The sequence below is a fragment of the Psychrobacter proteolyticus genome (assembly GCF_038155145.1).
Taxonomy (GTDB): domain Bacteria; phylum Pseudomonadota; class Gammaproteobacteria; order Pseudomonadales; family Moraxellaceae; genus Psychrobacter; species Psychrobacter proteolyticus_B.
On sequence record NZ_JBAKAY010000004.1, the window covers coordinates 25,870 to 39,969 of the forward strand.

General features: G+C 43.7%; 12 protein-coding genes. 9 read left to right on the forward strand and 3 right to left on the reverse strand.

Annotation, left to right across the window (positions count from 1 at the left end; translation table 11 throughout):
* Positions 1–149 precede the first annotated feature (149 nt).
* The 3 genes from V6252_RS06080 (at position 150) to lspA (ending at position 4,659) form a co-directional block, all read left to right on the forward strand.
* Entirely contained in the window at positions 150–698 is a 549-nt protein-coding gene (locus V6252_RS06080) for a protein disulfide oxidoreductase (RefSeq protein WP_341609749.1), read from the forward strand.
* A 450-nt stretch (positions 699–1,148) separates the two neighbouring features.
* Positions 1,149–4,010: an isoleucine--tRNA ligase gene (gene ileS / locus V6252_RS06085; protein ID WP_341609750.1), complete on the forward strand. Its 2,862-nt coding sequence runs from the start codon at positions 1,149–1,151 to the stop codon at positions 4,008–4,010.
* Positions 4,003–4,659, forward strand: a complete 657-nt coding sequence (gene lspA / locus V6252_RS06090; RefSeq protein ID WP_341609751.1) for a signal peptidase II — start codon at positions 4,003–4,005, stop codon at positions 4,657–4,659. The genes ileS and lspA overlap by 8 nt, the downstream gene beginning before the upstream one ends.
* A gap of 137 nt (positions 4,660–4,796) precedes the next feature.
* Here lspA and V6252_RS06095 read toward each other — a convergent pair whose 3' ends face one another.
* Positions 4,797–5,465 (reverse strand): cold shock and DUF1294 domain-containing protein, encoded by a 669-nt coding sequence (locus tag V6252_RS06095; RefSeq protein ID WP_341609752.1) that lies wholly within the window; start codon positions 5,463–5,465, stop codon positions 4,797–4,799.
* Positions 5,466–5,648: 183 nt separating this feature from the next.
* Between V6252_RS06095 and V6252_RS06100 the strand changes: the two genes are divergently transcribed.
* Entirely contained in the window at positions 5,649–6,146 is a 498-nt protein-coding gene (locus tag V6252_RS06100) for an FKBP-type peptidyl-prolyl cis-trans isomerase (protein ID WP_057758447.1), read from the forward strand.
* A 65-nt stretch (positions 6,147–6,211) separates the two neighbouring features.
* Positions 6,212–7,252 carry an aldo/keto reductase gene (locus V6252_RS06105; RefSeq protein ID WP_341609753.1) on the forward strand — a complete coding sequence of 347 codons (1,041 nt, stop codon included), beginning with the start codon at positions 6,212–6,214 and terminating at the stop codon, positions 7,250–7,252.
* A 173-nt stretch (positions 7,253–7,425) separates the two neighbouring features.
* Here the strand turns inward: V6252_RS06105 and V6252_RS06110 are convergent, their stop codons facing one another.
* A complete protein-coding gene (locus V6252_RS06110; RefSeq protein WP_201578967.1) occupies positions 7,426–8,226 on the reverse strand; it encodes a lysophospholipid acyltransferase family protein in 801 nt (266 codons plus the stop codon).
* 306 nt (positions 8,227–8,532) lie between these two features.
* On the opposite strand from V6252_RS06110, the gene hflX reads away from it, so the two are divergent.
* The 4 genes from hflX (at position 8,533) to V6252_RS06130 (ending at position 12,769) form a co-directional block, all read left to right on the forward strand.
* Positions 8,533–9,960, forward strand: coding sequence for a ribosome rescue GTPase HflX (gene hflX / locus V6252_RS06115; protein ID WP_057758442.1), 1,428 nt, complete (start codon positions 8,533–8,535; stop codon positions 9,958–9,960).
* Positions 9,961–10,335: 375 nt separating this feature from the next.
* Complete coding sequence (locus V6252_RS06120) at positions 10,336–10,770, forward strand: hypothetical protein (protein WP_057758440.1); 435 nt, start codon at positions 10,336–10,338, stop codon at positions 10,768–10,770.
* A gap of 16 nt (positions 10,771–10,786) precedes the next feature.
* Positions 10,787–11,476: an LrgB family protein gene (locus tag V6252_RS06125; protein WP_101204237.1), complete on the forward strand. Its 690-nt coding sequence runs from the start codon at positions 10,787–10,789 to the stop codon at positions 11,474–11,476.
* Between the two features lie 486 nt (positions 11,477–11,962).
* The gene (locus V6252_RS06130; RefSeq protein WP_179799031.1) at positions 11,963–12,769 is read left to right on the forward strand and encodes a lytic transglycosylase domain-containing protein; all 807 of its coding nucleotides are present in this window, start codon (positions 11,963–11,965) and stop codon (positions 12,767–12,769) included.
* A gap of 171 nt (positions 12,770–12,940) precedes the next feature.
* Here V6252_RS06130 and tsf read toward each other — a convergent pair whose 3' ends face one another.
* Complete coding sequence (gene tsf / locus V6252_RS06135; RefSeq protein WP_057758434.1) at positions 12,941–13,822, reverse strand: translation elongation factor Ts; 882 nt, start codon at positions 13,820–13,822, stop codon at positions 12,941–12,943.
* Positions 13,823–14,100: the final 278 nt, after the last annotated feature.

Consider the following 14,100-nt stretch of genomic DNA (forward strand, 5'->3'; position numbering starts at 1 on the left):
TAATACGGCTGATTTTCAGCCGTTTATTTTTATCTGCTGTCTACTCTTTGTGCAATGACCATATAGGCAATTACGATAAGATAAGCAGTAACGATAAGCCATCATTTGAAAATAACTGAAAACAGTATGCAAACTAAAAAGCGGATGTCATGACGACTGATATTGAGAAAAAAGAAGTAAAGCCAAAGAAGCAGTCGAAGCGAAAGATAGTTTCGATACTTAAAACGATAATGTTATATGGTCTCATGTTTGTTGTAATCTATAGCGTGGTCAATTGGTGGCGACAGCCTGTCATGCCTGCCAATCCTCAGTTGCAACTGACCGACTATCAAGGGCAAACTATCGATCTAGCAGCGATGAGTCACGAGCGGCCTACGCTGGTATACTTTTGGGGTACGTGGTGTTCAGTCTGTAGTTTTACTTCGCCCACCATCAATAAGTTAGCAGCAGATAACTATCCTGTTGTCACTGTGTCCGTACAGTCAGGCTCAAACCAAGAGTTACGCGGCTACCTCGATCAGCATAAGTTTGATTTCACCACCATAAATGATCAACAAGGTAATATCTTTGCAGATTGGCAAGGACAAGTCACACCGTCTTATGTGGTATTAGAGAATGGCGAGATGACACAAGGACTAACAGGTATTCAGCCATTATGGTCATTGAAACTGCGCTTATGGTTGGCGTCTGTTTTTTAGCACTTGAGTCGTACTTTAAGCTTTAATAAATAAGCATTCAAGGAGCTTATAGCTACGTCCGTGCTGAGGATATACAACACAGATAAGCGATTGATATTGGACAAAATTGGGTTAGCCTCGCACAGCTCTTTTTACCCCACCCTTTTTGTCATATAATAGCTGCCGATCTAAATATTTTTTTGAATTATTTTTGCTAGCGTATTTTATGTTGCAATCGTCTCGTTACCATTTATTATTGACGTAACTATTTGCGGACTAATGAGCGACAATGGGTATTTATTGACATGATGGTTGATAAACCGACTATGATGAGCAATATACCTACTATTAGTAATTAAGCATTATCAATACCGCGTGACCCTCAGTACTATATTGAACTACATTGAACATCGAGCCTTGTATCCGGTTTTGAACCGACACACAAACCTACCTTTTAAAAAGATACCTTCTATGACTGATAAAAGCACTGACACACCAAGCCAAGATTACAAAGACACGCTAAACCTTGCGGATACGCCATTTGCGATGCGCGCAAACCTTGCCAAACGCGAGCCAGATTGGTTAGCTGCTTGGGAAGCGGATGACGTCTACGGTAAAATTCGTCAGGCGCGTGCTGGTGCAACCAAGTATATTTTGCACGATGGCCCTCCATACGCCAACGGTCAGATTCACTTGGGTCATGCGGTCAATAAAGTACTAAAAGACATTATTGTAAAATCAAAAACCTTGTCAGGATTTGATGCGCCTTATGTCCCTGGTTGGGATTGTCATGGTCTGCCAATCGAACAAAAAGTCGAAGCTAAGGTTGGTAAAGTGGGTCAAAAAGTGTCTGCGACCGAATTCCGTGGTCTATGCCGCGAATATGCGAGCACTCAGATTGAATTGCAAAAAGCAGACTTCAAGCGTCTAGGTGTGTTTGGTGATTGGGACAATCCTTATCTGACGATGAACTTTCATCAAGAAGCCAACATCGTGCGTGCGCTTGCCAAAATCTATGACAATGGTCATGTGACTCGCGGTATGAAGCCGGTCAACTGGTGCTTGGACTGTAGCTCTGCCCTAGCAGAAGCAGAAGTAGAATATCAAGACAAAGTCTCTGACGCGATCTATGTCAGCTTTGATGTGCTCGGTACGGATAAAGTAGCCGCACTGGCTGATATCGCAGATAATATCGCTGCTGTTATTTGGACAACTACGCCATGGACCCTGCCTGCCAACCAAGCTATCTCAGTACATCCTGAGCATAACTATAGCGTAGTCGCTACCGAAAAAGGTAATCTGTTACTCGCAGCGGATCTTGTAGAGACTGCGCTAAACGAACTTAAACTAGAAAATAACGGCATCCTAGCGACCGTATCAGGCAGCGAGCTTGAAGGTCTACATGCCCAGCATCCACTGATTGAAGACCGTCAAGTGCCACTCATTTTGGGCGATCATGTGACTACTGATAGTGGTACTGGTCTGGTGCATACTGCACCTGGTCATGGTTTAGACGATTATATTGTTGGTCTAAAATACAACTTACCAGTAGAAAACCCAGTAAGCGGTACGGGCGTTTATTTAGATAGCGCTGCTGTATTTGCAGGCGAGCACATCTATAAAGCCAATCCAAAAATCATCGCTGCACTACATGAAAACGGCCATCTAATCAGCCATACTAAAATTGAGCATAGCTATCCGCATTGCTGGCGTCATAAGTCACCAATCATTTTCCGTGCTACGCCTCAGTGGTTTATCAACATGGAAACCAAAGGCTTACGTGCTCGCGCGCTTGCTGATATTCCATCAGTAAGTTGGACCCCAGCGTGGGGACAAAACCGTATCGAATCAATGATGACGGGTCGTCCTGATTGGTGTATCTCGCGTCAGCGTACGTGGGGCGTGCCGATTACTTTCTTTACGCATAAAGAAACAGGCGAGCTGCATCCAAACACGCTTGAGCTGATGGAAACTGCAGCTCAAAAAATCAATGAAGGCGGCGTAGAAGCGTGGTTCGATGCTAGCTGTGAAGACTTCTTAGGCAGTGAAGCCGCTGACTATGACAAAGCAACTGACACATTAGACGTTTGGTTTGACTCAGGCACGACGCATTTTGCGGTACTTGATCAACGTGATGAATTGACCAATCCAGCTGATATGTATCTAGAAGGCTCTGACCAGCATCGCGGTTGGTTCCAGACGTCACTGCTAACGTCAGAAGCGATGTATGAGCGCCCACCGTTTAAGCAAGTATTAACGCATGGCTTTGTGGTCGATGAAAACGGACGCAAGATGAGTAAGTCACTTGGCAACATCATCACTCCGCAAGAAGAAATTAATAAAACAGGCGCGGACATGCTGCGTCTGTGGATTGCTTCAAGTGACTATCGTTATGAGATGAGTGCAGGTAAGACGGTCTTTAAAGGTGCGATCGATATGTATCGCCGTATCCGTAATACCTTACGTTTCTTGCTTGCCAATACCGATGACTTCAATCCAGCGACCGACAGCATTGATATCAATGAATTGGTTAGCCTTGATAAATTCATCATTGAGCGCGCACAAACTGTACAAGCACAAATCATTAGCGCTTACGATGCAATGGACTTTCACCAAGTCACTCAGCACGTGACAGCGTTTTGCTCGCAAGATTTGGGTAGCTTCTATCTAGATATCATCAAGGATCGCCAGTACACCACGCAGGCAGATGGTCAGCCTCGTCGCTCTGCGCAGACGGCTATCTACCATATTACTCATGCGCTGATTCGCTGGATTACCCCAATCCTATCATTCACGGCGCAAGAGGCTTGGGAAGTGCTGAACCAACGTGATGCGGATAAAGGCGGCTATGTATTCACTCAAGAGTGGTATGAGTTCCCAGCGTTTGAGCTAAGTGCTATCAGCAAAGATGACTGGCAGCGCATCATGTTCGCAAAAGACATGGTGAACAAACATATCGAAACTGCACGTGGCGAAAAAATCATCAATGCCAACTTGTCTGCTGACGTGAGTCTATACGCTGACGGTGCAATGTATGAGAGCTTAGCCAAGCTTGATGAAGAGCTACGTTTTGTACTAATTACTAGCAACGCTGCACTAAAGCCAATGAGCGAAGCGCCTGCTGATAGCATCGCACAGACAGATGATGTGACCGATACCAATACCGAAGAGGCTGTCGATTTAGTGGTCCAAGTAAGCGCAGCTACTGGTACTAAGTGTGTACGCTGCTGGCACATTCGTGATGACATCGGTACAGATAGCGCACACCCTGAACTATGCGCGCGCTGCGTGACCAATGTCAGTGGCGATGGCGAGGTACGTCACTATGCCTAACCCAACAGACTCACCTGAAAGCCAGCGTGACCAGCAGCCGCAGGTTGAGGTCGATCATTCGCCTAAGCCTGCTCATGCAACCACAGGCAGCTCGACTACACCTAGAAGTCGCCTGACCAAGTCAACAAATAGGACACCAAAGCTGGTGGCCAATGGCAGTCGTGCTTTTGTATGGTATATATTGGCATTGGTTATCGTCGTTATCGATCAGTGGACTAAATGGTTGGCAGAAACTAAGCTGACCTTTCATGATCCAGTGCCGGTGATTGAGCCATTTCTCAATTGGACATTGGCTTATAACTATGGCGCGGCATTTAGCTTTTTGGCAGATGCTGGCGGTTGGCAGAAGTGGTTTTTTTCAGGACTGGCTTTACTAATGTCGTTGTTTCTAACCATCTATCTGCTCAAAGCACCGCGCAAAGCCACGCTGTTATCTTTTGGTCTAGCCTTAGTGTTGGGCGGTGCAGTTGGTAATTTAATCGACCGCTTACTACATGGTCATGTTATTGATTTTATCCATGTGCATTATGCTGATGTTTGGCATTATCCGATTTTTAATATCGCGGATATTGGTATTTCTATCGGTGTATTATTGATTGTCATTGACATGCTGTTTTTGGAAAAAAAGCGTGAAATGCCACGATCATAACCATCTATAGCTAGAGATAATAGTTCAATTTATAAATTGAAAAGGTGGGTTACGCAGTCGTAACCCATCTTTTTTTTCGATCGTTTTAGTGCTTTCGTCAGACACGTAGCAATACTGCTAATCGTGAATGCAATTATTTACAGAAACTCTGATAATAAGTCAGTCACAGTCTCTAAGCCGCCACCTGCTAATAAAAATAGCAAGCCTGCCATGTTCACAACGACGGTCAAATAATAAGTCACTCGAAACTCAGGTTTTTGTGATTTGTGACGTAGATACGTCTGAGCCAATAGCGCGCCTACCCAACCGCCAAGCGCGCTTAGTATATGCAGTGTAGACTCAGGCGTACGCCAGTCGCCACTTTGCGCAGCAGCTTTGTCTTTGGCATACATACCATAAGTAATAATCCCTAGCACGACGTACCAGCTGACCACTAGCCAGCTCAGTTTATCTGTCGCTGCTAATAAAACTAAAACGCCATAAAAAGCTAGTCCAAGAAATGAGCGTTTCTTTTGACCCGCTTCAAACTCTGCCTGATGGCTACGTTTCTGATTGCGCTGACGGATCTGTTGATTTTTTTGTGCCATTTTTTGCTGTACAAACCTAAGCTCTTGTACTTGCTTGGCTCGCTTGCGTCCCTCTGCATCCTGTCCAATGCTAAAGACCACTGCCTCACCGATATTAGGACGGCGCTGAGCCTTAAACTCACTTATATGAAAGAAAACAGACTCGCCTGCTTCAGTTTCAATAAAGCCAAACCCTTTATCGTCCTGCCACTTTTTGACAGTGCCTTGTTGTTTATTCACTACCGACACCTCATATCTTTTAGAATTGCCAATTATAGTACACTATCTGCGTTACATTATTGACGCTTACATCTGGCCTTAGATGGCTTATTATTTCTTACACTATAATACTGCAATTAAAAAGACTGCGATCAAACGCATTATTTTCTATTCTTTTCTTCTAGCAACCGATGGCTTTTTATTATGACTCAATCTCAATTTATTAACCCAAACGAAGACACTCGTATCGCTCATGGTAGCCTCGTTAAGCTGCACTTTGAAGTTTCACTAGAGAACGGCACTATCATCGACTCAACCTTTAATCGTGATGCACCTGTGTCTTTGACCATTGGTGATGAGAGCTTGTTACCTGGTTTTGAGCAAGTACTGATGAACTTGCGCGCCGGTGACACTCGTACCGCACACCTTGAGCCAGAGCAAGCTTTTGGTGAGTGGAATCCTGAAAACATCCAACATTTTAGCCGTACTCAGTTTGCGCTAGTCGCTGACAATCCAGAAATTGGCATGATGGTTGAGTTCGAAGATAAAGGTAAAAACACCTTACCCGGTACGATCAGTGCCATCGATGAAGACCAAGTCGAAGTCGACTTTAACCACCCATTGGCAGGACAAGACGTGTTGTTCAAAGTAAAAATATTTAAAGTCACACCACCCGGTGTCACAGGTATCAAATTGATGTAAACATCAATAAATACAACCCATCTAAAAATAAATATTGATAAAAAACAGTCAAAAGGGAGACTTATATGCAGTATCAAACATTACCGCAACTCGATGAAAAAGTATCTAAAATCTGTCTAGGCACGATGACATGGGGACAGCAAAATACTGAGTCCGAAGCACACGAGCAAATGGACATGGCACTCAGTGAAGGTGTGAACTTTTGGGATACCGCCGAGATGTACCCGTCACCGCCAGATAAAGACAAACAAGGCGATACCGAGCGCTTTATGGGTACTTGGTTTAACAAGACCAAACAGCGTGACAAAGTTATTCTTGCTAGCAAAATATCGCCAATGAACTTTTTGCGTGATGGACAAACACGCTTTAACGCCGAGCACATTAGCAGCGCTATTGATGGGAATTTGGAACGCCTACAAACAGACTATATCGATATCTATCAGCTGCATTGGCCTGAACGCCAAGCCAATTTCTTTGGCCAGCGCGGCTATGACGAAGAGATGGCTTCACAGTCATTAGACGATTTAACGCCATTTCTAGAGACCATTCAGGCTCTAAATGACGAAATCAAAAAAGGTCGTATTCGTGCTTATGGTTTATCGAACGATACCGCATGGGGACTCATGCGCTATCTTTGGGAAGCAGATAAAAATGGCCTAATTCCACCGCTTACCGTGCAAAACCCATATAGCCTATTGAACCGCTTATATGAGGTTGGTATGGCTGAGATAGCCCACCGTGAAAACGTTGGTCTACTTGCGTATTCACCGCTTGGTTTTGGTGTATTGTCTGGCAAATACCTTGATGGTAAACGTCCTACTGGCGCACGTCTGACCATGTATGATCGTTTCGGTCGTTATGTAAATGAGCAGGCCAAATCAGCCACTGAACAATATGCAAAGATAGCTGCTGATGCAGGTTTGGACATGGCGCAGATGTCATTGGCTTTTGTAAACTCTCGTCACTTTGTCACCAGTAACATCATTGGGGCGACGACAACCGAGCAACTTAAGTCGAACATCGATAGTGTCAATGTGGAGCTAACAGCAGATGTATTAGAAGCGATTGAAGCAGTGCATACACAGCAGCCTAATCCATCGCCATAGTTGGTCTTTCATAGAGAGTAAATGTTAATAGAGCCTGCTGAATAAATGACATTATGCTCGCTCTATTAAATCTCTTATAAAAAAGGGCGCAAATCGTTTCGATTTGCGCCCTTTTATTAACTGGCTGAGATTAGCTACACTAGCTCAACTCTAACTAGTTCAACTGTAAATAATCAGTCTTCAACTGGTGTGCTAAGGACTCTTGAGTGCAACTCAGCCAATCCTTCGTTCATGCGTGCTTGCAATAAATTGGTCAGCTCGCTTTTGTTACGACCTTCTGGATCTATAGGCGCGAGTGGCAATACATAAGCGGTCACGTTTTTGCTATCGAGCACTTTTTTCATGCTTTCTTTCATCGTCAGCTTACCATAATATGGCAATGCGTCGCTTAATGTGCCGTCTTTATTGACATAAGCGATGATGATCGGTCTGATAGGCACATCAGCATCTATGGCTGCTTGCAGCAATGTTCCATGAATGCGTTTTACTTTTTTACCACTGGTAGTGGTCGCCTCAGGGAAGAAAATAATCGAAAAACCTTTGGCTAAAAAGTCAGCAATCTGTGCCGATACTGAGCTTGCATCACCGGAGCCGCGCTCGATGAAAAGCGTCCCTGCGGCATGGGCAAGTTTGCCAAATACAGGCCATTCACCGATCTCAGCCTTGGATAAAAAGAACGCTGGGCTCACAGTACCAACGACAGGAATATCCATCCATGACACGTGATTCGATACCCACAAGCCATGGAACTGCTCTACAGGTTCCACTTCTACCACTTTTACCCCAAAAGAGCCTGCCATCTTGCGGCAGAATGTCTGGATATAGCGTGGTAGGGTTTCGCGTGGTGGCTGCTTAAATGCACCGATACGCTTTGCCGCGCGTATGCCGCCGACCATGGTTGTGGTCATACCAGCAACCTGCCTGCCTCGGCTCAACTGTCGTCTGAGTGAAAAGCTTGATTTAGCTTGGCTCATCTTCGCCCTCATGATTAAATAACGGGTGTTTAATAGTCAAAAAACGAGCCCAGTATAACAAAGTTCGCACACTCAGTGATAGCTTGTTCACTCAGTGAGTGCTGACTTTTATACAAATGGGTAATAAAGCAGATTTATAAAAAATTATCCGCAGCAAACGCTGTAACATAAAACCATCGTTAATTATGCTAATACGCTTTAATATCAAGTGATAAGACCATATATAGATAATCATATGAACGCTACGTCAAAGCTTATTGAGCTGATTATGGCGAGACATTTACTTTATTAAATAGGTGATACTCTTTGGATTATTTTGAAAGACATGAAGGTGGCGAACGCGCCATTTTAGTACATTTAGACATCCGCCAAATTCAAGATCCTGACGATCTTAGTGAATTTGAGCTGTTGGCTGATTCAGCAGGTGCCGATCGTTTGGCGCTAGTCACTGGATCACGCTCGCGCCCTGACGCCAAATACTTCGTTGGTAGCGGAAAAGCAGAAGAAATCGCAGAACTAGTGCGTGAACACGAAGCAGACATCGTACTGTTTAACCACAGCCTGTCGCCATCACAAGAGCGTAATATCGAAGCGCTAGTGAAGTGCCGCGTGTTGGATCGTACTGGTTTGATTTTGGATATTTTTGCGCAGCGTGCCCGTACCTACGAAGGTAAGCTGCAAGTAGAGCTGGCTCAGCTTAATCATCTATCAACACGTCTGGTACGTGGTTGGACGCATTTGGAACGTCAAAAAGGTGGTATTGGTCTGCGTGGACCGGGTGAGACTCAGCTTGAGACCGATCGCCGTCTACTACAAACTCGCGTCAATCAGCTAAAAAGCAAACTAGAAAAAGTTCGTCAGACTCGTGCGCAAGGGCGTGCCCGTCGCCAAAAATCAGACGTACCGACCATCTCACTGGTCGGCTATACCAATGCGGGCAAATCTACTTTGTTCAATCGTTTGGTCGATGAAAACATCTACGCTGCTGACAAACTATTTGCGACGCTAGATCCTACTCTACGCCGTTTAGACTGGCAGGGAGTTGGTCGTGTCGTCTTGGTCGATACGGTTGGTTTCGTCCGTCATCTGCCGCATGAGTTGGTTGAGTCTTTTCATGCAACTCTAGAAGAAACGCTAGAAGCAGATTTGTTATTGCACGTCATTGACTCCTCTAGCGAAGATATGCACGAGCAGATTCAGGCGGTCAAAGAAGTATTGGCAGAAATCGATAACGATGTACCTGTGCTCAATGTCTACAACAAGATTGATTTGACTGATGAGCCTGCACATATCGGCTATGCTAGCGAAGGTCAGCCAAACCGCGTCTATGTTTCTTCTAGACAGAACCTAGGCATGGAAGAGCTAACGCTTGCCGTACAGCAACTGTTGACAGGTAAACTGACGACGTTTGATTTGACCTTGCCGTATGATGCTGGACAATTCAAAAACACTCTATATGAATTGGGTGTTATTGAAGAAGAAAGCTATGACGATACAGGTCGTGAATGTCTGACGATTCGTTTGCCAAGTGACCGCTTAAGACAGCTACTCGGTCAAGCCAACTTAAAACCTATCGATGTATTGCCGCTGGCACAAGCAACACTACTGATGCCGGTACTAGAAGAGTTTGAAAAAGTTGATGACGTTGAAGAACCAACCATGACAGAGGCTGAAGAAAAGGCGTTTGACGAGTTTGATGCATTACACTCAGAAACAGCTGATTCAGAAAAATAATAGTCGTTTCTGTAGAATAATAACTACTGTTAAAGTGAGTCATTTGCGGCAGTAATCAAATGAACGTTTGATTCATACTGTTAGACCATAGACCCTTATATAGTACGTTAAAATAGAATAGACGATATCCATTGATATCGTCTATTTTTTTGGATATGACCAGTCACGGTGCATAGGCTTTATTAGTTGCCTCACTCTCTATATAATCGCCTGTTATACATTCAACAAATATTGATAGATAGCGTTAATACTTTAAAAGTGAATCATTGCTACTATCAGTATTTATAGCATCATTTTCTACGTTGTATTCTTGGTGCGATCACGCATTTTGTTTTGTACACCATCCATTTATATCTGATTTGGCCAGAATTGCTTATGAAGCCTGCTCACTCTCCCCATCTCCCACTATGGCTTGCGTTAATTCTAACGTTGACCATGGTCATCGTTGTTCGAGAAACGGCGGTTGTTCTCTGTCAAATGGCAGGCATCGAAAAAGCGGCCAATATTGTCGGTTTGGTTGCGATGTTTGTCATTTTGATGGCGTGGCGACTGCTCAAGGGGTTACCGAGCTGGCTCACACAGGCCAGTAATACATTGCTAGTCGATAGTGGTTTTGCCTTCTTACCAGTTTCTGCTGGTGCAGGCTTGTTGCTATTTGCTCTAGGAGATGAGCTATTGGGTGTGATGATAACGATGATCGTTAGTACGCTCATACCGCTGTGGGGACTAGCATTATTGGCCAATCGTTGGCTCAATCACGCTGCAAACACTGATAGTACGACTACCACTGAGCAAAAGGGACAGCCGTGAGCTGCGGAGAAATATTATGACTTTTGACAGCGTATTTATGGCAACCCTAGCCGCAATATTATTGACATTAGCAGCACACGTAATTGCACGTGTATTGGCACGTAAATTATCATGGCTACCGATGGTCATTACCGCACTTGTCCTAGTACTTGTTTTCCTATTTGTACTGCAATGGGATTACAACAACTATTACAGCGCGGCAAAACCTGTATTTGACCATCTGTTGGGATATGTGACAGTACTTCTAGCTGTGCCATTGGCGGCGATGAATTTTAAAGGCTTACCAGTCAAAAAACTCACTCTAATTGTCGCTATTGCTAGTGTCGTTGGCGCATTATTGCCTATGTCACTGGCTTATTTATTTTCGCTCAGTCATGAGACCCTATTGGCTTTCGCTACCCGTTCTGTGACTACGCCTATTGGCTTGAGTGTCGCAGATTTAATCAAAGCACCATTGGCAATGGCTAACCTAATTATCATCGTCTCAGGTCTGATAGGTGGTACGGTCGCGCGATTTTTGTTCCGTGGTATCAATGATGACCGTGCTAAAGGTCTAGCACTGGGGCTAGCGGCTCACGCGTTTGGTACTGTAGAAGCATGGCAAATCAGTCATACAGCAGGACGTTATGCAGCATTTGGCTTGGCAGTGAACGGGTTGGTTACTGCGGTTTGGGTGCCTATCTTTATCAGCGCTATTGGTATCTAGTCATCACTAAAACCCTACCTAAACTATTCTTATATTTTTAAAAACCTAACCATTAATAGGCTTATCTATTGTTAATTTCAGATTGAATATTACCTCGACTATTCAAATGTCATTATTATTTCTTAAAAAATTGAGAAACTTTATTTATATGAATTCATAAGCGCAAAAAGCCCACTACAAATGGCTCATTAAGTCACTTAGAAAAGTTAGTATATTGATTTATCTAAGGTTATTTAATAATAGAAATCTGATTTTACAACTTAGTTTGTCAATCTGATGCGCCAAAAAGTTATTATATGTTATAGTAAGCAACTATTATTTTTTGTATCTATTGCAAGTGGTTCCTTATTGAAAGTGATAATTGCTAAGCTGCTGTCCTCACAGTGAGCTAAATAATTCTGCAAAATCAGTAACCGCTTAAGCGCCTAAATCAACGCATATGTAGGCAAAACAATTTGCTGTTATTCGATAAAAAGTGATTTTACTATGATAAATACGGCTACTTTGATGACTCGCTGCTTATCTCCCCTTTTACTAAGTGCCATTGCTCTTTCGACCTTTTCTGTCGCTGCCAATGCAGGTAACATGTATATCTACAAAGACAAAGGTGGACAAGTACTGTTGACCAACGTCAATCCTAGTGGAAATTTTGATAAGTTTACGAAAAAAGTAAAAGTAACTTATTATAAAGACTCTAAGATGTATGACGGAAGCAGCGATAGCTATGGTAGCAGCGCCGCTAGCAATAGCGGAAGTCGCAACTCTTACGACAGCTACATTCGTGCGTCCGCTGAGCGCAACGGTGTGGACCCTGCCCTAATGAAAGCAATGATGCATACCGAATCAGCTTTTAATCCAAATGCACGCTCACCAGTAGGCGCACAAGGCCTGATGCAGTTAATGCCAGCGACTGCGCGCCGATTCAATGTGAGCAATCCTTGGAACCCTGCAGATAATATCGAAGGATCAGCCAAGTATATCGCGTGGCTCATGCGCCGCTTCAATAACAATGTCGAACATGCTGTCGCAGGCTACAATGCTGGTGAAGGCAATGTCGATAAATACGGTGGCATTCCTCCGTTCAAAGAAACACGTAACTATGTTCAAAGAGTGATGAGCCGTTATCATAGCTTGTATAAGAACGATGCAGGACTGTTTGGTGCAAGTATCAGTGCTAACAATCAAACCAGTAGCACCAGTACAAGTAGTGGCTTACAAAATGTCAGTTATGGCACTAGCAGCAATGTTAATAGTGCCAGCTATGCCAACTCAGCCTATGCTGCTTTACGCTAAGCCAATTACCTAAAATCCAAACACAAAAAAGCCCATTAACGGATTAATGGGCTTTTTTGTGTTTGGATGCTTTATATCGTGATGCTTTATATCTTGATGCATTAAGAGTAATAAAGCCAAACTGTGAGCCACAATTAAAGACTCACAGCCTTATCCAACACTATTTGATACTTACTTGTTAGCAGCCTGAGTTGCAGCAACTTCAGCAGCGAAGTCTTCTTGCTTCTTCTCGATGCCTTCACCAACTTCTAGACGTTTGAAGCCAAGTACTTTTACGCCTTCAGCTTTTAGGACTTCGCCAACTTTCTTGTCGTTGTCCATAACGTATGGCTGACGTAGTAAAGTTACTTCGTCTAGGTACTTACGTAGGCCACCTTCGATCATTTTTTCAACGATGTTGTCAGGCTTGCCAGACTCACGAGCTTTTGCTTCGATGATGTCTTTTTCGCGTGCCAATACGTCAGCAGCAACATCTTCGTCATCTACAGCAACAGGGTTGAATGCAGCGATATGCATAGCAAGGTTTTTGCCAGTGTCAGCGTCGCCACCTTCAAAAGATACAACTACACCGATACGTAGACCATGACGGTATGCAGCGATGTTAGCACCTTCAAGTGTTTCAACACGGCGAATCTGGATGTTTTCACCGATTTTCTGTACTAGTGATACACGTGCTTCTTCAACAGTCTGACCTTCGCCATAAGACAGTTCAGAGATAGCAGCAACGTCAGTTACGTTGTTTTCTAGCGCAAGGTTAGCAACTTTTTCTGCAAATGCAGTGAAGCTGTCATCTTTTGCAACGAAGTCAGTCTGACAGTTAACTTCTAACAAGAATGCTTTGTTTTCGCCTTGAGCGATGATGATAGCGCCGTCAGCTGCGATGTTACCCGCTTTTTTAGCTGCTTTAGCTTGACCAGATTTACGTAGGTTATCAATGGCAACTTCAACATCACCGTTTGATTCTTCTAACGCTTTTTTACATTCCATCATGCCAAGACCAGTACGGTCACGCAATTCTTTTACCATTTTGGCAGATACTTTTACTTCCGTCATAAGAGTCACCTTAGTATAGTTATGTATAGGAGTGCTGTATTTCTATTCGATATCTTGGTACTACTTAAAATCTAGCAGACAGCTCGTTTTGAACGATTACTAATATAGCCATCAATGATGTCAAACAAATAACATCTCTACAATATAGCGATATGACCAGTAGGAACGATAATACTCGCTCAATAGCTGCTCGCTTATACGCATGGCATTATTAATAAGGCTTTATTCAATAACAAGGCATGACGAGTAAAACTACATCATGCCTATTATGAGCTTAT